This is a genomic window from Tistrella sp. (genome assembly GCF_002684955.1).
In the GTDB taxonomy this organism is placed as follows: Bacteria; Pseudomonadota; Alphaproteobacteria; order Tistrellales; family Tistrellaceae; genus Tistrella; species Tistrella mobilis.
On record NZ_NYWI01000019.1, the window covers coordinates 1 to 20,948 of the forward strand.

17 protein-coding genes, 1 pseudogene and 1 CRISPR repeat array are annotated in these 20,948 nt (G+C 68.2%); of the genes and pseudogenes, 6 read left to right on the forward strand and 12 right to left on the reverse strand.

The genetic code is table 11. The features are described 5' to 3' along the window. Positions 1–2,577 precede the first annotated feature (2,577 nt). The 3 genes from mtnB to mtnC are packed head-to-tail and all read left to right on the forward strand — an operon-like array spanning position 2,578 to position 4,539. A complete protein-coding gene (gene mtnB, locus CMO28_RS04645; protein ID WP_296710382.1) occupies positions 2,578–3,207 on the forward strand; it encodes a methylthioribulose 1-phosphate dehydratase in 630 nt (209 codons plus the stop codon). Further along, positions 3,204–3,749 (forward strand): 1,2-dihydroxy-3-keto-5-methylthiopentene dioxygenase, encoded by a 546-nt coding sequence (locus CMO28_RS04650; RefSeq protein ID WP_014747226.1) that lies wholly within the window; start codon positions 3,204–3,206, stop codon positions 3,747–3,749. Before mtnB ends, CMO28_RS04650 begins: the two co-directional genes overlap by 4 nt. Continuing rightward, complete coding sequence (gene mtnC, locus CMO28_RS04655) at positions 3,739–4,539, forward strand: acireductone synthase (RefSeq protein ID WP_296710390.1); 801 nt, start codon at positions 3,739–3,741, stop codon at positions 4,537–4,539. Before CMO28_RS04650 ends, mtnC begins: the two co-directional genes overlap by 11 nt. 27 nt (positions 4,540–4,566) lie before the next feature. On the opposite strand, the gene CMO28_RS04660 is transcribed toward mtnC, so the two are convergent. The 4 genes and pseudogenes from CMO28_RS04660 to CMO28_RS04670 all read right to left on the reverse strand — a co-directional run bounded on the left by CMO28_RS04660 (position 4,567) and on the right by CMO28_RS04670 (position 5,257). Then, a complete protein-coding gene (locus CMO28_RS04660) occupies positions 4,567–4,818 on the reverse strand; it encodes a toxin-antitoxin system HicB family antitoxin (RefSeq protein ID WP_296710392.1) in 252 nt (83 codons plus the stop codon). Next, on the reverse strand, positions 4,815–4,958 hold the full coding sequence (locus tag CMO28_RS29730; RefSeq protein ID WP_323755066.1) for a hypothetical protein: 144 nt from the start codon (positions 4,956–4,958) through the stop codon (positions 4,815–4,817). The genes CMO28_RS04660 and CMO28_RS29730 overlap by 4 nt, the downstream gene beginning before the upstream one ends. A gap of 3 nt (positions 4,959–4,961) precedes the next feature. Further along, a pseudogene (locus CMO28_RS29895) lies at positions 4,962–5,030 on the reverse strand (putative toxin-antitoxin system toxin component, PIN family); the annotation flags it as partial. Further along, on the reverse strand, positions 5,015–5,257 hold the full coding sequence (locus CMO28_RS04670) for a hypothetical protein (RefSeq protein WP_296710458.1): 243 nt from the start codon (positions 5,255–5,257) through the stop codon (positions 5,015–5,017). The gene CMO28_RS04670 and the pseudogene CMO28_RS29895, both read right to left, overlap by 16 nt. Before the next feature lie 68 nt (positions 5,258–5,325). Further along, positions 5,326–5,940: a CRISPR direct-repeat array (repeat unit 31 nt; unit sequence GTTTCAATCCACGCACCCGCAAGGGTGCGAC). 435 nt (positions 5,941–6,375) lie between these two features. On the opposite strand from CMO28_RS04670, the gene CMO28_RS04675 reads away from it, so the two are divergent. Both CMO28_RS04675 and CMO28_RS04680 read left to right on the forward strand, forming a co-directional pair. Beyond that, positions 6,376–7,083 carry a ParA family protein gene (locus CMO28_RS04675; protein ID WP_062762632.1) on the forward strand — a complete coding sequence of 236 codons (708 nt, stop codon included), beginning with the start codon at positions 6,376–6,378 and terminating at the stop codon, positions 7,081–7,083. Then, positions 7,080–7,541 (forward strand): hypothetical protein, encoded by a 462-nt coding sequence (locus CMO28_RS04680; RefSeq protein ID WP_296710401.1) that lies wholly within the window; start codon positions 7,080–7,082, stop codon positions 7,539–7,541. The genes CMO28_RS04675 and CMO28_RS04680 overlap by 4 nt, the downstream gene beginning before the upstream one ends. 65 nt (positions 7,542–7,606) lie before the next feature. Here the strand turns inward: CMO28_RS04680 and CMO28_RS04685 are convergent, their stop codons facing one another. Genes CMO28_RS04685 through CMO28_RS04695 form a run of 3 tightly spaced genes read right to left on the reverse strand, consistent with a single transcriptional unit; the run spans position 7,607 to position 10,893 of the window. Then, complete coding sequence (locus CMO28_RS04685) at positions 7,607–8,806, reverse strand: acyl-CoA dehydrogenase family protein (protein WP_062763846.1); 1,200 nt, start codon at positions 8,804–8,806, stop codon at positions 7,607–7,609. A 33-nt stretch (positions 8,807–8,839) separates the two neighbouring features. Next, on the reverse strand, positions 8,840–10,024 hold the full coding sequence (locus CMO28_RS04690; RefSeq protein WP_296710406.1) for an acyl-CoA dehydrogenase family protein: 1,185 nt from the start codon (positions 10,022–10,024) through the stop codon (positions 8,840–8,842). Positions 10,025–10,077: 53 nt separating this feature from the next. Continuing rightward, positions 10,078–10,893, reverse strand: a complete 816-nt coding sequence (locus CMO28_RS04695) for a VOC family protein (protein ID WP_296710409.1) — start codon at positions 10,891–10,893, stop codon at positions 10,078–10,080. Between the two features lie 241 nt (positions 10,894–11,134). Here CMO28_RS04695 and CMO28_RS04700 point away from each other — a divergent pair, with 241 nt between their 5' ends. Further along, positions 11,135–12,046: an alpha/beta fold hydrolase gene (locus tag CMO28_RS04700; protein WP_296710413.1), complete on the forward strand. Its 912-nt coding sequence runs from the start codon at positions 11,135–11,137 to the stop codon at positions 12,044–12,046. A gap of 13 nt (positions 12,047–12,059) precedes the next feature. On the opposite strand, the gene CMO28_RS04705 is transcribed toward CMO28_RS04700, so the two are convergent. The 5 genes from CMO28_RS04705 to CMO28_RS04725 all read right to left on the reverse strand — a co-directional run bounded on the left by CMO28_RS04705 (position 12,060) and on the right by CMO28_RS04725 (position 20,907). Continuing rightward, a complete protein-coding gene (locus tag CMO28_RS04705) occupies positions 12,060–13,496 on the reverse strand; it encodes a coniferyl aldehyde dehydrogenase (protein WP_296710416.1) in 1,437 nt (478 codons plus the stop codon). A 94-nt stretch (positions 13,497–13,590) separates the two neighbouring features. Then, the gene (locus CMO28_RS04710) at positions 13,591–18,423 is read right to left on the reverse strand and encodes an RHS repeat-associated core domain-containing protein (protein WP_296710419.1); all 4,833 of its coding nucleotides are present in this window, start codon (positions 18,421–18,423) and stop codon (positions 13,591–13,593) included. A gap of 78 nt (positions 18,424–18,501) precedes the next feature. Continuing rightward, complete coding sequence (locus CMO28_RS04715) at positions 18,502–19,464, reverse strand: hypothetical protein (RefSeq protein ID WP_062762072.1); 963 nt, start codon at positions 19,462–19,464, stop codon at positions 18,502–18,504. Positions 19,465–19,476: 12 nt separating this feature from the next. Further along, on the reverse strand, positions 19,477–20,022 hold the full coding sequence (locus CMO28_RS04720; RefSeq protein WP_156503040.1) for a hypothetical protein: 546 nt from the start codon (positions 20,020–20,022) through the stop codon (positions 19,477–19,479). 288 nt (positions 20,023–20,310) lie between these two features. After that, the gene (locus CMO28_RS04725) at positions 20,311–20,907 is read right to left on the reverse strand and encodes a TetR/AcrR family transcriptional regulator (RefSeq protein ID WP_296710427.1); all 597 of its coding nucleotides are present in this window, start codon (positions 20,905–20,907) and stop codon (positions 20,311–20,313) included. Between the last annotated feature and the right edge of the window lie 41 nt (positions 20,908–20,948).

The window sequence follows — 20,948 nt, forward strand, 5'->3', positions numbered from 1 at the left end:
CCCGGCTGCCCGGCTGCCCGGCTGCCCGGCTGCCCGGCTGCCCGGCTGCCCGGCTGCCCGGCTGCCCGGCTGCCCGGCTGCCCGGCTGCCCGGCCGCCCTGCCCCTGACTGCAGTCCACCCCTGCCGCGGATGAACGCTTTAAGCTGCTATTTCCTGCCAGAAACATCTGGCGCAATCATGTTCCTGCAAGAAATGGCAGACGCTTGCCTCATGCTTCGGCCGCGCCGGTCGTCGCCGCCCGCCCGCCGGCGAGGCATGGCGGGGCCCGGGTGTATCCGCGCCAGGACTCCCACTAAATGCAAAGACCTGGGTCAGGACTGGCAATCCGATCCCCCTCCCCCACCGGCACGGTCCCCCGCCGGCCGGAGACGCGCATGCCTGTCATGGCATTTCCTGCCAGATCCATCTTGCGCAATCAGGAACTGGCAGAATGATCTCCACGCGCTCCCCCCGCTCTCCGACCCGACAGGATGAACGGACCGACAGCCGGCGCGGACGGGGGCTGGGGCGCGGGCCCGGGCGCCACCAGGCCGCTTCTGCCCAGGCGGCGACCCGGCGGGATATGGCTGGCTCCCCTCCCCCTCCTCCTCCCCCTACTCCCTCGGCCATGGGGTCCGGGCATCCGCAGTGGTCCGCAGGGGGCGGGTGGGTGGGTGGCTGTATGAGGCTGTTTCCAGCCAGATCTTTCTGGCGCAATCAAGATTTCAGGTGACGGCCGCGACCCCGGCGTCCCTGCCCCGCCCACTCGTCCGGCGAACACGGCAAGCCTGGCGCCTCGCTGCCTGGATGTGGAAGCCCCGCCCCGGCTCTCCTCGGGCACGTGCGGGGATCGTCGCGGCCTTCCGCGCAGACCTGAAGGCCAGGCTCGTCTTCGGCGCCTGCAAGCCGCGTTGCTCACGGCCCCGCCCGGCCTGACAGCTCGGCGCAGGCAGGTATCGGCCGGAGCATGGCGGATCTCCCCGCGCCCGAGCAGCCCACCGGCCCAACATCCTGGCACGGCAGGCGTGGGACTGGCTGGACCTGGCTGTTTCCTGCCAGATCCATCTTGCGCAATCTGGAAATGGCGACAAAGTCGACGCCTTCTGCGCTGGCCCGCAGAACTGTCCCGCCGCCGGCGCCTGCGGAGTGCAGCAGGCGCCGGCATTGCCCGCCGTAACGACCTTGCACCGCTGGTTATCGGCCGGGATGTGGCCGATATCCGGAGCCCTGCCGGCCGATCCACCTGAGACGCAGCGCCGAATCTGGCTGGATCATGCCATTTCCTGCCAGATCTATCCTGCGCAATCTGGAATTGGCGAGGATGGCGGAAGCTCTCTGTGCCGACCCGTCATCGGCACCCCTATGGTGCGGCAGGCGCGGGCGTTGGCGCCCGGAACGGTCTTGCGCCACCTGAATCTGGCCGTGATATGGCTGAGGTCAGGGGGCGCCGGGGCTTGCCGCACCACCCCGTTTCCCGCCAGATCTATCTTGCGCAATCTGGAATTGTCGGGGCCGCCTGAACCCTCAGCTCTGGCCCGGCGAAACGGTCTGTCATCGGTGCCTCCGAGGCGCAGCCGGGCAGGGCGTTGGCTGCAGTAGTGGTGTTGCATGGCCCAGATCTGCCAGGGCATCGCCGATCGTTCGCCGCCCTGCCAGCCGATCCACCTGCGACGATGGCACGAGATTCAGGCCATTTAATGCCAGATCTGTCTTGCGCAATCTGGAACTGGCAAGCGTGACTGACGGCCGCCACCCCGGCCGGACGGCCCCACCGGTGGTTGGCACCCGCAGAGCGCCTTGGAAGGGGGGAGGCCGTCCGGCGCTGTCCGGCCGAGGCGGGGGCCGGCGCAGGCGAGATCCGGCGAGAGAGCGGCGATGCGGCGGTTGGTCCCGTCCTGTTCCGTTGCCCTCTCGGTGCCGGGAACCTGGGAGGGCTGGAGGATACGGTTTTCCCGCCAGATCTATGTTGATCAATCAAGATCCGGCGGGAAAGAGCCGGCGTGGACGCCGGGTGCGGCGGAAAGTGGCCGGGATCCGCGGTGCCGTCGCTCTCCGCCCTCGCGGCGCCGTGTCGTCAGGCCATTTCTCGCCAGATCCATCTTGCGCAATCATGAATGATCAAGACCGGGTCGGATGCCGTCGCGGGCGGCCAATGCCTGATCCGATGGGCCCCGATCTGATCGTCCCACATCTGAAGGTCCCCAACCTGGCCGGGTATCGCTCTGGACGGCCGCTCTCATCGGCTGTAAAAGGCCCCGCGATGCATCCGGCATGGCTGCGAAAACACGGCATCAAGGTCGATAACCGGAGCCGGGCAGCGGGTTGATGCCGGGTACCGATTATTGGTCCCGACCATCAACCCTCCTCGTCAACCACCCCCGATCTTCCATGCGCAGGCGAGGCTTGGCGCCCCGGCGTGTGGGGAGGGAAGGGGAGGGTGGAGGGAAAACAACTTGGTGACGCTGTGTAATCAGATCGATGAACAGTGATTTTTCGTTTTGAACTTCACCCCCCTTGTCTAGGATGGTGTCGCGTCCGCCCGGCCCGGAAGAGGCCGGCCGGGTGTGAGTGACCATTGCCGGAGACAATAACACGCCATGGGCGGGATGGGTTTTGACGAGGCGGCGGCGGCCGTGATCCATGCGGGCCGCGCGGCGGCCGCGCGCGGTTGGGTGCCTGCGACCTCGGGCAATTTCTCGGTGCGGCTGGATGGGGGTCGGATGCTGGTCACCCGGTCGGGCCGCGACAAGGGCCGGTTGACGCCCGCGGATCTGGCCGAGGTCGCGATCGACGGCCCCGCGCCGGCCGGCACCTCGGCCGAGACGCCGCTGCACCAGGCGCTCTATCGCGACGATCCGGCGATCGGCGCCATCTTCCATGTCCACAGCCCGGCCTCGATGCTGATTTCGCATCTGCGCGCGGGTGATGGCGTGCTGGAGCTGGCGGGCTGGGAGCTGCAGAAGGCCTTTGCCGGCATCCTCACCCACGACGTCACCGTCACCGTGCCGGTCTTCCCCAATGATCAGGACACCACCGCCCTGGCCGGGCGGGTGTCGGCCCATCTGGCAGCCCCCCGGCCGGCCGGGCAGGTCGCGGCGCCGGGCTATCTGCTCGCCGGCCACGGCATCTATGCCTGGGGCGCGACGCCGGCCGATGCCGAACGCCATCTCGATGCCTTCGATGCCCTGTTTTCCCTGTCTCTCGACTTGCGGAGGATTGCCGGATGAGCCGTCTGGTCGTTCATGCCGAAACCGATCCCGCACAGGTGATCGCCGATACCGATGATGCGGCGGCGATCGCCCGCCTGCTGGCCGAGGTCGGCGTGCGTTTCGAAAGGTGGGACGCGCGCCATGCCCTCGGCATCGAAAGCGACGCGGCCGAGATCCTGGGCGCCTATGCGCCCGAGATTGCGCGGCTGAAGGCCGAGGGCGGCTATGTCACCGCCGACGTCATCCGGCTGACCCCCGACAACCCCGACCATCCGGTGCTGCGCCGCAAGTTTCTGGACGAGCACACCCATGCCGAAGACGAGGTGCGTTTCTTCGTCGAAGGCGAGGGCACCTTCTATCTGCATCTGGGCGGCCGGGTCTTCCGCACGCTCTGCTGCCGCGACGACCTGATTTCGGTGCCCGCCGGCACGCCGCACTGGTTCGACATGGGCCCCGCGCCGCGCTTTGCCGCGATCCGCCTGTTCACCAACCCGGAAGGCTGGGTGGCGCGCTTCACCGGCAGCCCGATCGCAGAGGGCTTCCCGCGTCATGGCGAGTGATCCGACCGCAGCCGGCCGGCCTGAAACCGGTTCGCATGGCGGACCGGTGGTGCTGACCGATATCGAGGGCACCACCACCGACATCGCCTTCGTGTCCGAGGTGCTGTTCCCCTTCGCCCGCGCGCGGCTGCGTGATTTCCTGCACACCAACGCCCATCTGCCCGAGGTCGCGGCCGCCCTCGACGACGTCCGTGCCCGTATCCGCGCCGAGGGCGGGGTGCTGCCTGCGGCTCCGGGGGCGGCGGGGGAAATCGATGCCCTCGCCGACCGGCTGATCGCCTGGATCGATGCCGACGCCAAGATCACCCCGCTCAAAACCCTGCAGGGGCTGATCTGGGCCGACGGCTATGCCGACGGCACGCTGCGCGCCCATCTTTACCCCGAGGTCGCGGCGGCGCTTCGCCGCTGGCATGCGGCGGGGGTTACGCTCGCGGTCTATTCCTCGGGCTCGGTCGCAGCCCAGCTGCTGCTGTTCGGCCATACCGAGGCGGGCGACCTCAACCCCTTGTTCTCGCATAATTTCGACACCACCACCGGGCTGAAGGTGGAGGCCGGCTCCTATACGAAGATCGCAGCAGCGCTGGGCCGGCCCCCGCGCGAGATCCTGTTCCTGTCCGACCACCCGGGCGAAATCGCCGCCGCCCGCAGCGCCGGCATGGCGGTCATCCGCCTGGACCGCAGCTGCGCCCCCGGCAGCCCGATCACGCCCGACGACTTGGGCGTGCCGGTCGCGGCCGATTTTGATGCGATCGATCCCTTTGCGGCCCGCACCCGTCGGCTCCCGGCATGATGCCGCAGGTGAAGGCTGGCTGATGGCTCAATCGTCCAGCCTGTCACCCGCGATCGGCGGATTGTCCCGGCCTGCACGCTTCAGGATGTCGAGGGCCTTCGGGATGTCGGCGCGGGCGGCACGTTCCTCGAAATAGCGGGCCGTCCGCAGGGCGGAGAGCTTTTCCGCAACCGCGACGTTGATGAACTGATTGAGAGCCACGCCCTCACTTTCGGCCACCTTGCGGGCCTCGTCGAGAAGCGAGGGCTGTAGCCTGAGCGCGACGTTGCTTTTCCTCATCCGCCTGCCTCCAGTCGTCTCAGTGCCGCGCCGGGCAACAGAACCTCAATGCCGAACCGCGACGCTTCCTGTCCGAAATCGCGGAGGTTGAAGGTGACGATCGCATTTGCCCCTCCATTGACGGCGGCTTCGAGAACCATGTCGTCATCCGGGTCCCGAAGGGTCGGCCGCCACAGACAGGCGAGCCGCACTGGCTCTACGATCGCCGCCACGGCACCAGCGACATGAGCAGGGCGGTGAGTCCGGCAAGCAGACCGTGCGCCCAGGCCCCGGCCCATGCGTCGGTGAACGGCTGCCCGCCCGCCAGCCTGAGAAGCGTCTCGGCCGCGACCCACACCAGAAAAACCAGGGACTGCATGGCGTCTACGACCGCTGTCGGGGCCATCTCCGTCGCGACCGGCGCGACGATGGGGCCGGGTTCAAGACTGCCATTGATCACGCGGTTTCGATCCGCGCACCCGCAGGGGGCGACATTGACATCAAGGAAGGCGAGCTGTCGACCAAGGAGTTTCAATCCCCGCACCCGCAAGGGTGCGACAGCGGCTCCGGGTGGGTCGCGAGGCGCCAAGGTGGTTTCAGTCCACGCACCCGCAAGGGTGCGACCGCCCGGCAGTATATCCGGTATCGGATGCGCGAGTTTCAATCCACGCACCCGCAAGGGTGCGACCAGCGGGAGCGGCGCATCCGCACGATCTATGAGACGTTTCAATCCACGCCCCCGCAAGGGTGCGACGGGCGAGTATCGAACTGCTCCAGGGGTTGATCCTGTTTCAATCCACGCACCCGCAAGGGTGCGACCGAGCCTCTTCTGGACCAGGAGGTATTCGGACAGTTTCAATCCACGCACCCGCAAGGGTGCGACCAGCCCGAGATACGGTCGGGCTGGGATGACGACGTTTCAATCCACGCACCCGCAAGGGTGCGACGTAGGTCATGATGTTGATGTGGTCGAGGGCGGCTGTTTCAATCCACGCACCCGCAAGGGTGCGACTGTCTCTGCGTGTCCGCATCGGAGGAGCCATTCAAGTTTCAATCCACGCACCCGCAAGGGTGCGACCGCGGTGGCGCGGCTCGCAACCCTGAGAGGGTACGTTTCAATCCACGCACCCGCAAGGGTGCGACCCACCCCCTCTTAATATCCTGAATCCGGGTTCGGAAAAAGGCGATCCGCGCGAACCTCATCTGGAAGTCACACCCAGGCATGAACATGCATAAATTGTGAAATTTAATCGATTGGAAAGCCTAGAGAATTTTTTCCGCGAACCTCCCGGGATTTTTACGGGAGCTTGGGGTTCGCGGGCGAGGCGGGCGGGGCGGCAACCGGGTCGCCGTCTGGGGCTGCGTTCAGGCTTCTTCTATTTTCCGCCAGAAAAAACCAGATCAATCAGGAAACATCTTGCGGAAGCTGGTTCCCGCTTGTTCCAGCCGCCGGCCGCGCTATGATGCGGCAACGGGATCGGCCGTGCTGGTGCAGGCCGGTCTTTTGCGGCGGATCTTTTGCAGCGGATCCTTTGCGGCTGGAACAGGCGGCCCCGGCGGGCCGGAGGGGAGTTTCCCATGGCGATCATCGCATTCGCGAATCCGAAGGGCGGGGCGGGCAAGACCACCTCGGCGCTGATCCTGGGTACGGAGCTTGCGGCGCGCACCAAAGTGGCGGTGATCGATGCCGATCCGAACCACCCGATCACAGACTGGGCGGCCCTGCCGGGCAAGCCCGACAACCTGACCGTGCTGGGCGATATCGGCGAGCACAACATCGTCGAGACCATCGATGCCGCGGCCGAGACCCATGCCTTCGTGCTGGTCGATCTGGAAGGCACGGCCTCGACCGTGGTCGCCTATGCGATCGGCCGGGCGGATCTTGTGCTGATCCCCTTGCAGGCCAAGCAGCTGGACGGCAAGCAGGCGGTGCGCGCGATCCAGCTGGTGAAACGCCAGGAAAAGGCCTTCCGCCGGCGCATCCCGCACAGCGTGCTGTTGACCCGCACCAGCGCCGCCATCCGCTCCCGCGGGTTGCGGGCGATCGTCGAGGATCTGGAGGCGGCGGGCGTCAACATCCTGCCGGTGGAGTTGATCGAGCGCGGCGCCTTCGACGCCTTCCTCGCCTATGGCGGCACGCTGGCCGAGCTTGACCGCAAGGAAGTGTCGGGCGTCGACAAGGCGATCGAGAATGCCCGCGCCTATGCCGCCGCGGTCATCCAGCTGCTGCGCGAAAACGAGGCCGCCGAACAGTCTGCGGCCGTTGCAGGAGGGCAGGGGGCATGAGCGAGCGCAAGCGTCAGAGCCTGTTCGGGGCCGAGGAGCCCGAGGCCGCCGCGGCCGATCCGCTGGGCGATCTGAGCGATTTCCGCCCCGGCCGCCGCCATGCCGACGATCCGCGGCTGACCCGCGAAGTGGTGCGGCCGCTGGCCGAGCAGTCCGGCTTCCGCAGCCGCGACCCGCGCGACGGTTACGAGCAGCGGGCGACCGATCCGCGCCTGGCCGACCCCCGTCTGGCCGACCCGCGCAACGCCGCCGACGACTACGCCCCGCGCCCGCGCGGCCGCCCGCCCGGGCCGCCGACGGTGGCGGTCAGCCTGCGCGTCAATGCCCGCACCGCGGCCCTGCTCGACCAGATCGCCGCCGAGCGGGAATGGACCAAGACCCGCACCTTCGAACGCGCGGTCGCAGCCCTGGAACTGCTGCTGAAGGAAGGCAAGGTGGACCCCAAAAGCCTGGCTTGAGGTCGGGAGTCTGGCTTGAAGCCGGACGTCTCGCCTGGGGCCACCCGCCTGCGCCTCCGGTGCCGTCAGAGCCCGAGCATCTGCTTGGCGATGATGTTGCGCTGGATCTCGTTGCTGCCACCATAGATCGACATGCAGCGCCGCCACAGATAGGCATTGGCGGCCGGCCCCGCATGCGCCGGCCCGATCGGTTCCTCGTTGGCGCTGCCGTCCAGCACCTCGGGCTGCCAGGGCAGGGCATACCAGCCGACCGCTTCCGAGCCCAGCTCGCTGATCCGCTGGGCAATCTCGGTGCCGCGGATCTTGAGCAGCGACGAGGCGGGGCCGGGTGAGCCGCCGGACGCCACGGCCGACAGCGTGCGCAGCGCCGCCAGTTCCAGCGACATCAGCTGCGCCTCGACGGCGGTCAGCCGGGCGTGGAACAGGGGATCCTCGATCAGCGGCCGGCCGCCCGCGCCGGGCTCGGCGGCGGCGATCTCTTTCACCCGCCGCAGCGCCGCCTTGGTGACGCCGATCGCGGCATTGTCGACCCGTTCATGCTCCAGCAGGAATTTGGCATAGGTCCAGCCCTTGCCCTCGACGCCGATCAGGTTCTCTTTCGGCACCTTCACGTCTTCGAAGAACACGGTGTTGAAGGAATGGGTGCCCTCCAGCATCGGGATCGGCTGCACCGTGATGCCGGGGGTGGTCATGTCGATCAGCAGGAAGGAAATGCCCTTCTGCGGCCGGTCTTCCTTCGAGGTGCGGACCAGGCAGAACATCCAGTCGGCATAATGGGCATAGGTGGTCCAGATCTTCTGGCCGTTGACCAGATAGTGATCGCCCCGATCCTCGGCCCGCGTCGCCAGCGAGGCGAGATCCGAACCCGATTGGGGTTCGGAATAGCCCTGGCACCACCAGACCGTGCTGTCGCGGATGCCGGGCAGGAAGCGGGCGCGCTGGTCGTCATTGCCGAAGGTGAAGATCACCGGTCCGGCCATGCGCGGCCCGAAGGGCTGGATCAGCGGGCAGTCCATCTCGGCCGAGATCACCTCGAACAGATAGCGCTGGGTGATGGTCCAGCCCGGCCCGCCATGGGCCTCGGGCCAGGTCATCACATGCCAGCCCCGGGCGCCCAGAATCTGCTGCCAGCGCATGTAATCGTCTTTGGAGAGATGAATGTCGCGGCGCACCTTGTCGGCGATATCCGCCGGCAGATTGTCGCGGATGAAGCGGCGCACCTCGTCGGCGAAGGCCTGATCTTCGGGCGAAAGCTTGATGTCCATGGGGGGCGTCTCCGGTTCGGGCAGCAGGCCGGGTCAGGCGGCCGATCGGGCGGCGGCGTCGATGCGGGCGATGCGCCGGATATGCCAGTCGGCATCGCCGAAACTGGCGGCGATCGCGGTCAGGCGCTTGAAATAATGGCCGATCGCCAGTTCCGCGGTGACACCCATGGCGCCGTGCAGCTGCACCGCCTCCTGGCCCACTTTCGTTGCCGTGCGGCCGATTTCGATCTTGGTGAGCGACAGCGCCCGCGACCGCGCCGCCGGGTCGGGATCTTCCGCCATCAGCGCGCCATGAAGGGCGGCCGAGCGCGCCTCTTCGGTCGCGATCACCATGTCGACCATGCGGTGCTGCAGAACCTGGTTGTCCCCCAGCGGCCGGCCGAACTGTCTGCGGGTCTTGAGATAATCGAGCGTCTGCTCGCAGAGTGCCGTCATCGCACCCACCGCCTCGGCCGCGACCGCGGCGATGGCGAAATCGATCGTGGCCTCGATCGGGCCGGCGGCCGCACCCGCCGGGCCCAACAGGGCATCTGCGGGAAGGGCCGCCCCGTTCAGCACCAGATCCGCCGCGCCGGTGGCGTCGTTGGTGCGATAGGCGATCACCTCCACGCCCGGCGCATCCGCTGCCACCAGGAACAGCGACAGACCGTCCGCGTCGGTGCGGTCCCCGGCGGTGCGGGCCACCACCACGAAGCCGTCGGCGGCATGGCCGCCGATCACCACCGCCTTGCGCCCGTCCAGCACCCAGCCGTCACCAGCCTGCCGGGCGGCGGTGGCGCAATCGGTCAGGTCATAGCGGGCCTGGCGCTCGGCGAAGGCGAAGGCCAGGCGCCGCCGGCCGTCGAGCGCCGGGGCGAGCCAGGCGGATTTCTGTGCCGGATCGGCCAGCGCCGCCACCAGCCGGGCCGCCAGCACGGTGGGCAGCAAGGGCTCGATCGCCAGCGCCTGACCCATCCCTTCCATCACGATGCCGAAATCGACCGCACCGCCGCCGATGCCGCCATCGGCCTCGGCAAAGGGCACCGCCAGCCAGCCCAGATCGGCGAAGCGCTGCCAGAAGGGCCCTGCCTGGGCGGCGCGGGCCTCGGCGGCTCCGGCACCCGCCTGCCAGGCCAGGGCGACCCGTTTCTGACGATCGGCGAAGGAACCGGCGTCGCGCATCACGCGCGCCACGCTGTCACGGAGCATATCCTGCTCGGCGGTATAGGTCAGATCCATGATTGATTTTCCAGGATGGGGGCAGATGGAAGAGGAGGGCAGGGCAGGGGGCCTCAGCACCCGATATGGAAGCGCAGGCCGCCGATCACGACATGATCGCCCGCGACCGGCAGGCCGCGCGCGGCGGCCCGCCGGCGCAGGCCGTCGGCATCGGCGACCGCCAGATCCACCCCGCCCAGCCCCTCGCCGCGGCCGTCACGGTCGGGCTCGAAGCGGATCCGGGCATTGTCGAGGTCGAGCGCCCATCCGTCGCTGTGGGGCCCGTTGCTGTCCGGCCCGTCGCTGTGGGGCCTGAGATCGCGGCGCAGAATCTCCGCCCAGCGCCGGCCCAGCCGTTCGGGATCGGCGGCCTGCAACCGGGCGCCGGTGATGCCGGTGACGGTGCCGGTCCGGACATGCGCCTGCCAGTCGGGCCCGGCCGGGCCATAGGGGTCGTCGATCGCCGCACCTTCGGGGCCCGTATTGCCGCGGGTGGTGTTGATCTCCAGCAGCGTGCCGCCGGTGTCGCGCGGATGCAGCTGCAAGCCGCGATAGGCGCCCATTTCCAGCGGCGCCGCGATGCGCACGCCCGTCGCCGCCAGATGCGGTTCCCAGCGCGCCAGGTCGTCGGTATCGGTGATGACCATATAGCCGCCATCGCCCGCGCGCCGCGCCAGATGCCGCTCGGCCGCCGCGGCCCTGCCGGGCGCCAGCGGTGCCACGACCTCAAGGAAGTCGTGGCCCAGCGGCATCAGCGCGTTGTGCAGCCCGAACATCCCGACCTCGGGATCCCTGTGGCAGACCGCAACATCGAAGACGTCGCAAAGCTCCGCCACCACCGGATCCAGATCCTGCGCCACCAGGCAGATCTGCCGCAATCGGTGAAACATTGTTCGAAATCCTCCCTGGGGACGTTCTCATCTTGCGACCAGCGGTCGGGCGACATCCCTCGACTGACGATCATCCATGGTTTCGGGCCGCGAGCCAAGACGGGAGGTGAGGGGATCTTCGCCCGGCGGTTTGATACGGGGATCTGGTGTCATAGAATTTTACCCGGGTAATATTGACAGCGCGGCCGCCCTCGGCTAGACATCCGCCGGTGCAGAACATGCGTCACGGCGGAGCAGGATCATGGCCGACCACGACCGGAGAGGGGCGATCACGCGGATCGGCGCGGTCGATATCGCCTGGGAAAGCTTCGGCGATCCGGACCATCCGGCGATCCTGCTGATCGCCGGGCTGGGCACGCAGATGATCCGCTGGACGGTGCCATTCTGCCGGGCGCTGGCGGCGCGCGGCTGGCGGGTGATCCGCTTCGACAACCGCGATACCGGCTGCTCCACCCATCTCGACCACTGCCCGCCGCCGGACATGGGCGCGGTGATCGGGGCGCTCGGGGCCGGGCAGCAGCCGGATCTGCCCTATACCCTTCACGACATGGCGGGGGATGCGCTGGGGCTGCTCGATGCGCTGGGCATCGGGCGGGCGCATGTCGTCGGCCGGTCGATGGGCGGCATGATCGCGCAGATCCTGGCCAGCGACCACGGGCATCGGGTGCGCTCGCTCACCTCGATCATGTCGGGGACAGGCAATCCGGCCGTGGACGGGCCGGCGCCGGATGTTCTGGCCCTGCTGCTCGGCCCGGCGCCCGATCCTGCCATCGATCCCGAGGGTTTCCTGGCCCATGGCCTGGCTTTCGCCCGCCGCATCGCGGGGACCGGCCGGCCCTTCGACGCCGCCGCCTGTCGGGCGCTGCTGCTGGACGAGCTTCGCCGCGGCCGCGCCCGGGGCGGCACCGCGCGTCAGCTGGCCGCGATGATCGCCGCCGGCGACCGCCGCCGCCGGCTTGCCGGCATCACCGTGCCCAGCCTCGTCATTCATGGCAGTGATGATCCGCTGATCCCGCCCGCGGCCGGCCGCGACACCGCCGCCGCGATCCCCGGCGCCACCCTGCTCGACATCGAGGGGATGGGCCACGACCTGCCGCCCTGGGTTCACGACCGCGTGGTGGCGGCCATCGACGGGGTGGCATCCGGGGCCTGACGCCTGCCCCGGCTCAGGATGCACCAGATCGCGGCTGGCCGAGCTGCTGGCGGATGGCCCTCAGCGTCGCCCGGCCATAGGGCGGTTTCAGCCCGGCCAGTTTTGCGATGTCGAGCCGCGACTGACGATAGATCGCCCGGGCATGGCTGAAGGTGCGGAACCCGTCCCGGCCGTGATAGGCGCCCATGCCCGAGGGGCCGATGCCGCCGAAGGGCAGGTCTTCCTGGCCGATATGGAAGATCACGTCGTCCAGCGTCACACCGCCCGAGACGGTGCGGTCCAGCACGCGGCGGCGTTCGGCCGCATCGCTGCCGAAATAATAGAGGCCAAGCGGCCGGTCGCGGCGGTTGACCTCGGCGATCGCGCCGTCGATATCGCCATAGCGCCGCAGCGGCAGGATCGGACCGAAGATCTCTTCCTGCATCAGGATCATGTCGTCGGTGACGTCGCGGACGATGTGCAGCGGCATCTTGCGGCTGTTGGTGGCGGCGAAATCCTCACCCGCCGGATTGACCGTCTCGATCCGCGCGCCCTTGGCCCGGGCATCCGCCAGCCAGCCGGTCAGGCGCTGGTGATGGCGGTCGTTGATGATGGCCGTGTAGTCGGGGTTGTCGATCAGCCGCGGATACATCGTGGCCGCCGCGCGCGTCAGCCCCTCGACCACCTGATCCTCGCGGTCTTCGGGCACCAGCATGTAATCGGGGGCAAGGCAGGTCTGGCCGGCATTCATCATCTTGCCGATCACCACCCGTTCGGTGCTGCGGGCGATATCGGCCGACGCCCCCAGGATCACCGGCGATTTGCCCCCCAGTTCCAGCGTCACCGGCGTCAGATTGTCGGCCGCCGCGCGCAGGATATGGCGGCCGATGCCGGTGGCGCCGGTGAACAGCAGGTGGTCGAAGGGCAGGGCGGCGAAGGCCCGGCCGGTCTCGGGCCCGCCCGAGACGAAGGCCAGTTCCTCGGCGGCGAAATAGCGCGGGCAAAGCGCGTCGAACAGGGCGGCGGTGTGCGGGGTGTATTCGCTGGTCTTGACCATCGCCCGGTTGCCGGCGGCCAGCCCCCCCGCCAGCGGCGCCATCACCAGATTGACCGGATAGTTCCAGGGCGCGATCACCCCCACCACGCCCTTGGGCTGGTATTCGACCCGGCCGCTGCCGCCCAGCAGGCCCAGCGGAAAGGTCACCGGCCGCCGTTCCGGCCGCATCCAGCGCCCCAGATGCCGCCGGGCATGGCGCAGCGGCAGAACCGAGGCCAGGATGTCGGTGATCATCGACTGCTCGCGGCTGCGATGGCCGAAATCCGCGCTCATCGCCGCACAGAAAGCGTCGGCATTTTCGGTCACCAGCGCAATGGCGCGCGTCAGCCGGTCGCGGCGGATATCGGCCGCGACCGGCAGGGCGGCGGTGAAGGCCGCTTTCTGCGCCTGGAAGATGGTGGTCGGATCGGACATGGGGTTGGCCTCTCGCCGCGGCAGGGGGCTCCATCTTCCCCTGATCGCAGACGAAAGGCCAACCCAACTTATGATTGGGTGACGCCTTGTCCCCTCAGGCGGCCCCTCCCGCCAGTTGCGACGACAGCGAGCTGCGCAGGCGGTTGTTCTGGCGGGTGAATTCCTCGTCGAAGGATCGCCGGCTGGTGACCGGGTCTTCGAACCGGCGCAGCGACGGGGCATAGGGCTGGGCGGCGGCGGTGCTTTCGGGCGTGGAGCCGCCGAGCGTGGCTTCGGGCTGGCCATTGCCGTTGGCGCCGCCGCCGGTACCGGTCTGGCCGCTGGGATTGGCCAGATCGATGCTGCCGGCGGTGATGAAATAGCTGCCCAGCGCCATGTTCGCGACACCGGTGATCGACGCCCACCAGCGCGATTCGATGCCGAAGAAGGTTCTGGTGCCCGAGGCCGCGGCATTGGCCACGCGCTCGCCGGTATTGGCGGCCGAGAAGGCGGCGGTGCCGGTCAGATCGGCCAGGGCGATATCGACGCTCGAAACCTCCGAGAGGCCGTAGAGCCTGACACTCCGCATCCCCTGATAGGCCTTGTAGGTGCTGCCGATGGCCGAGGCCGCCGAGGTCACCACCGAGGCGACGCCGAAGGCGAGCGAGGCGATGTTGAGATTGCGGATGGTCTCGGACCGGTCCCAGCCATTGGCCTCGTCGACCACGCCCATGATCGCGCTGGTCAGGCCCAGCGTCGCACTCACGAAGCCGAGCCCGGCCCCCACCATCCCCAGCACCGCCAGCGCACCGATCGAGGCACCGCCGGTGGGGATGGCCGCCACCACCAGCACCGCGGCCAGCAAGAAGCCCACGATCGCGAGGCCCAGATTCCAGCCATTGCTGAGCAGGCCGCTCGGATCCGACAGGTTCACCGGGTCGCCGCGGCAATAGCCATAGGCGTTGTAGCCGGCGCCGCCGAACACGGCATAGGGGTCGGGGCTGAGGAAGACCATCAACTCGGGGCAATAGGCCCGCCGCCCCTGGCCCAGATGGTAGAGCCCGGCCAGCGCATCCAGCCGCTCGCCGTTGAAGGCGACGCGGTTGCGATCGATCAGCGGGGTTGCAGACGTCACCCCGGCCGGCCCGGCCCCGCCATAGGGGGTGTAGACGATGCCGGCCGTCGCACCGCCGTCGCCCACCGATGCGATGACGCTGCCGGCGGTGTCGAGCAGGTTTTCGCGCAGCTGCGTCACGCCGCCCTGGCTCAGCGCCTGGCCGCGGGTGGCGGTGCCGTCGCGTCGATAGCGCAGGGTGTTGCCGCCCTGGCGCTCGGCGATCAGCCCCTCTTCGCCGTAATCCAGATGCAGCGGTGCCGCCCCGGGGGCCGTCTGGGTCACCAGCCGGTTTTCGGCATCATAGGCATAGCCGCCCGCGCCGGAGCAGGCGACCAGCCGGCCGAAACCGTCCCAGGTGAACTGGCGGCCGGCGCCGTCGTCGATCATGTTGCCGTCGGCGTCATAGGAAAGCCGTCGGGTGGCGGCGGGGTTGGTGGTGCGGATCTCGACCAGTTTCGTGGGGTTGGTGGTGGCGAAGATCCGGTCGGCGCGGTTGCTGCTGCCGTCGGTGAAGCTGGTGGTGCAGCTGGTGATGTTGTCCAGCGCGTCGAAGGTGAAGCTCTGCGCCGCGATCGCCCGGCCCTGGGGGTCCCTCGGATGGTCGCTGCCGGTGCAGGCATAGCCGGTCAGCCGGCCATAGGCGTCGTAGGTGAACTGCTCGTCGGCGATCGTCGCGCCGTTGCCGGCGGTGGTCAGCCGCCGCGACAGATTGCCGTTCTTCAGATAGCTGCGGCTCACCCGGCGCTGCAGCGCGCCGTTCAGCGTGAAATCCCGCGAGGCCTCGCGACCATAGCCGTCGAAGGCGACGGTGGTGACCAGGCTGCGGCCGCCCTCGGCAATGGTGGTCGTCACCGGCCGGCCATGGCTGTCATAGCTGTGGGTGATGGTGCAGCCGCCGCTGGTGATGCTCACCAGCCGGCCGGCGCTGTCATAGCTGCGGGTCTCGGCATCGCCCACCGGCGCCTCCATCCGGGTCAGCCGGCCGCCGGGCGACCAGGTGAAGCGGGTGGTGGTATCGGTGCCGTCGGTGTTCACCGTCTGGCTGGTCGGGAATTCATAGCCGTCATACGACCGGTCGCGCCGGGCGGTGGTGTTGGTGCTGCGGGTCAGCCGGCCGCTGGCCGCGGCATAGGCGTAATCGGCATGGCTGCCATCGGCGAGGGTGATCCGGGTCAGGGATTTCTGGGCCGGATCATAGGTGAACTGGCGGATGATGCCGGCCGGCGTGGTGCGGCTGGCGGGCTGGGGATCGGCACCGTCATAGGCAAGGCGCGTGGTGCCGTCGCCCAGGCTTTCGGTGATCATCCGGCCGACGCCGTCATGGCTGCGGGTGCCGAGACGGGTGCCGTTCACCGTGACCGTGGCATGAAGTTCGGCAGAGCTGCCCGGCGCATAGCCCAGCGCCACGCTGCGGGCCGGGGTGCCGTCGGCGGGGGTGGTGGTGCTGCCGGTCATCCGGTCGAAGGCGTCATAGCTGTAGCGGGTGATGTTGCCGTCGACATCGGTCAGGCTGGTGCAGCGGCCGAAGCCGTCATAGCCGCGGGTCAGGGTCTGCAGCCGGTTGCCGGCCGTGTCCACCTGCACCACCGTGGCCGGTTTTTCGAAACCGTTGAAGCTGGTGACGGTGGTGTTCAGCCCCTGGGTCCCGGTGGTCATGGTATCGGCCACCCGGTCGCGCACCGAAAGCGTGACGCTGCCGTCGGGATTGGTGGTGGTGACCAGATCGTTCCAGCCGTTATAGCCATAGCGGCTGACAAGCGACAGCTGCGCCGCCCCCGGCGGCTGGTCGTAGCTGGTTTCGGTCGCCTTGCGGCCCAGCCGGTCCCAGGTGGTGGCGCTGATCGGCCGCTCGGTGCCCGACAGCAGCTCGACCGAGGCGATGGCGCGGCCCAGCCCGTCATAGCGGGTGGCATAGGTCCTGCCCAGCGCATCCACGGTCTGCAGTTCCGCGGGCGTCGACAGCACCCCGCCCGACCAGACGGCGAAGCGATAGCTGTAGCGCCGCACCGCCGCGGCGGCGGTATCGGGCGCCACGGTTTCCGAGGTGACCCGGGCGGCGGCGTCATAGGTGTAGCGGATCACCGATCCGGTGCTGGCCCGCGCCTCGATCATGGCATCGCAGGCGGGCAGGGTGCGCCGCCCCGACACGGCCTTGGTGCCGTCATGGCCGGTGATGGTGCGGGTTTCGTCCAGTTCCACGCCGCTGACGGTGTAGCTGAAATCGGTGGTCGTGGTCTGCCCGTCCAGCACCATCACCTGGCGCTGGGGCCGGCCATGGACCAGCGGGCGCGCGCTGTCGCCGATGATGGTGTAGGTGATGGTGGCGCCGCCGGACACCGTATCGGTCAGCGGCTGGACATAGCTGCCGCCGCCCAGCCGGGCGACCTGCTGATAGGTGGTCGAAACCTCGCGCGCGGTGCCGCCGCCGGCCGGCACGGCGCGTTCCGCCGCGCGGAAGCGCACGAACAGCCCGGTCGGCTCGGGCGGGCAGCGCCCCGGCGTGCCGGCGATCGGATAGTAGTCGTAGTCCAGCCGCAGGCCCGACGGCTCGGTCTTCGACAGCAGGTTGCCGTAGTCGTCGGTCGACATCAGCGTGGTTTCGGTCCGCGATGCGCCATTGGCGCCGAAGGTCGTGACCGTGCTTTTCGCCAGCTGCAGATTGGCCGGCTGGTTGGCGAAATTGGTGTTCGGCAGCTCGTTATAGGTGATGTCGGTGGTCTTGGTGACGCCGTCCTGTTCCTGGCGTTCCTGCGTCATCAGATGGAATTTGTTGTAGGTGGTCGTCACCTTGCTCAAGACGGCATTGCCGGCGTCCGGGTTCACCGTGCTCGCCTCGCACCAGTAGCTGTAGACGCCGGGCACCCGGTACAGATTGTCGGTGCCGGCGACGAAGCCGCCCGCGAAGGGATAGCCGGTGAAATTCGTGGTCGTGCTGTAGCGATAGCGGGTCACCGTCGCCGGCAGCCCCGCCTCCTGGCGGCCGCCCGCGGGCTGGCGCTCCCAGACGGTGACGGCCGGCAGATAGGTGTTGTTGTAATAGGGCAGGCCACGCTCCAGATAGGTCACCAGCTCCAGCCCGCCCATCGGGGTCTCGACGCGGCTGATGCCGCGCATGCCGTTGGTGAATGTCTGATAGCGGTAGCGGCGCACCTGTTCAGGTGCTGCCGCCGCATCGAAGGGCATGGAAATCTCGGTCAGCAGGCCGTTCGATGCGGTGAAGGTCACGGCACTCCGCCGGCCGCCGGTGGCGATGGTGGTGACGCGCGAAATGGTGCCCGACACATAGCTCGCCTCAAGGAACACGGTGCCGGTCTGCTCGCCGGTCACCCGGGTCAGCCAGCCGCCGGTCGAATAGTCCAGCCGCTGGCTTTCGCCGGTCTCCCAGGTGATCCGGGTGGTGCGATAGGGGCCGGTGCCGGTGGGCCGCGTCAGGGTCTCGGTCACGCCGTCGCCATACATCACCTCCAGCGTGGCGGTCGCCGTGCGGCGGACCTCGACATTCTTCAGCTTCCTGTCCTGGAAGGTCAGCAGCTGGCCCACCGCCGGCAGCGGGTTCGCCTTGTAGCGTTCGCCGGTCGACAGGCTGAGCACCAGATTGGCGATGTCGAAGCTGGTCACGTTCAGCGTCCAGCCGATGCCATAGCCGTCATTGGTGGTCTTGGCCATGGAGAAGGTCAGGGTCAGGTTGCGGCTTTCGGCGTCGCCGCCGCCGCCTTCGGGGCGCAGCGCCACCAGCGTCACCACGGCGCTGTACTGGCCGGTGCGCATATCCACCCGGCCGTCCTGATAGGAACTGAAATTGAACGCGTTGGAATAGATCTGGTCGGTCATGATCGGGTTCCTCCCCCCCGCGGCGCGCAGACGACCGGAAAGGGCGGGGCAGGCGCGGGACCGGCCCCGCCCGCCGGGTCAGGCGTTGCCCAGCGTCAGCGTGTTGCCGGAATCGCTGTTATTGGCCTTCAGCGTGAAGCGGCTGACGCAGCCCAGATTGTCGGTGATCGTCCAGTAGAGATAATTGTCGTAGGTGGGCGTGCAGCTGTGGCTGTCGCAGAGATAGCGCGCCGCCCGCATCAGCCCGGCGCCGTTGGCGAGCGGCACCTGGGTGCCGGCATAGCCGCTGTTCGGCAGGTTGCCGATATCACCCAGCGTCAGCGAGGTGACGGTATAGCGGATCGCCATGCCCAGCCGGGTGGAGCTGTCATGGTTGATTGCCGACGCATAATAAAGCTTCGACGTCCAATAGCCGGCGTTCGAGAAGGACTCGTCATAGATCTTCAGCGACGAGGGCAGCGTCCAGTAATAGACGTCGACGTCGATATAGTCACCCTTCTGCCATTCGGTGTTGTAGGCGTCGTCGCGCCGATAGGCCATCTCGCCCACGGTGATCACATAGGGCCGCTGGGGGGCGATGGTGATCTTGGATTCGAACACCGCCCCGCCGCCATCGTCGAAATGGGTGGTGTAGGTCTTGCCGTCGTCCAGGCGGATGCGGGCCATGAACTGATAGTTCTGCAACGGGTTGACCCGGCTGTCGCAGCGCAGATAGCGCTTCACGACATCGGCCGCCCGCAGCTCGGGCGCGGCGACCGCCTCGGCGCGGAAGCTGCTGCCGCGCAGGCCCTGGTCATAGCGGTTGGCGGTGGTGTCGCAGAACCAGCCGACCGGCAGGCCGGCATTGATGTTGGCGGAATATTCCACCACCGTCACGCTGTTGACCTCGGACGAACTCAGCGGCGTGGGCACGCCGTTGACCAGCTTCTGCGCGTTGACGGCCACCACCACCTGCTGGTTGCCGTTGGCATAGAGCGCGCTGGTATAGCTTTCGTTGCCGCCGATGATGGTGATGGTGAACAGGCTGAGGGACATGCTCATCGGGCGCCCTCCTCAGAGCAGCTTGGAGACGAGGGTGAAGCCGATGAACGGATCGGCCAGTTCCTCATGCACGCGCAGATCGTAGCGGTCGGCCAGATCGTCCGGCAGCGGATGGAAGATCGCCAGCAGCATGGCCCGGGTCTCGGGCGTGGTCAGGAAGAAGTACTGGTTGGCATGGGGCGTCGAGCGGTAATAGGTCAGCACCGCGCGCCGGATGGCGGCGGAAAACCGCTCGTGGTTCGACGGCCCTTCGGTGGCCGACAGGCGGCAGAGATTGCGCAGGTTCTGCCCGCCATCGGCCAGCGAGATGCGGATCACGCGGTGATCCAGCTTGGGCACGAAACTGCCGCCGCGATTGGTGGCGTAGACGATGTTCTCGAAGGCGTCGACCTGGGTCAGAAAGGCCGGCGTTTCGAATTCCATCAGATAGCGCTGGCCGTCGAAGACGACCGGCACGGCTTCCAGATTGCGCGACAGCGCGTGGATCCCGCCGACCCACGTCGCGCCATGGGCCCTGGCGAACAGGTCGTCCGCCATGCCCGTCCTCATCAGTCGCATCAGTCTCGGCTCCCGTCAGGGCGCGACCGTCCGTCGATACGTGCAGGGGCGCGTATCGTTCCATCCCGCCATCCGGGCGGGGCCCGACATGTCGCTGGGTAACGTGTCTGTGTTCGTTACTGGTTGAATGTTGAGGAGCCGCGGTCGCCTCAGCGGACAGGCTAGGCAAATCCGTTACAGCCGTAAATTAAAATATGAGGTTTTTTATAAACTTATTTGGGTTAAATTCGCCGGGTTTTGTGCCATCTGCCGAACGTTTCTCCAGCCGAAACGTGCCGCACCCCGCAGCTATGGCCGCGGCGCCCGGTAGCGCAGCCCGTCGATCAGAAGGCCCAGCATGCGTCGGGTATGGGCGGCGCCGTCCTCGCCGCCGGCGGTGGCAAGGTTGCCGATCGCGCGCAGCAGATCATATGCCGCAACATCGCCGCGGATCGCGCCGGCCGCCGCGGCCTTGTCCAGCAGGGTGGTCAGCGCCGGTTCGAACCGGCTGCGGAAATGGTCGGGCAGGCTGTCGAAGGCCGGGTCGCCGGAATGCAGCGCTGCGGCCAGCCCCTTCTTCGTGGTCAGGAAGCCGGTATAGCGCGCCAGCCACAGCGCCAGTGCCTCGGCCGGCGGGTGGCTTGCGGCAAGGGTGGCGGCTTCGGCTGCGCAGCTGTCGACCTCGCGCCGGAACACCGCCGCCACCAGATCGGCGCGTTTGGGAAAGCGGCGATACAGCGTGCCGACGCCGACGCCCGCCCGGGCGGCGATCTCGCGTGCCGGTGCGTCGACACCCGCCTCGGCGAACAGCGCCTTCGCCGCCTCCAGCAGGGCGTCTTCGCTGCGCTGCGCATCGGCGCGCAGCCGCCGGAAGCTGCCGGTTTCCGCCGTCTCGTCCCCGCTCACACGCCTCTCTCCCCGGCCGGGCCGCCCCGGAAACGGGTCTC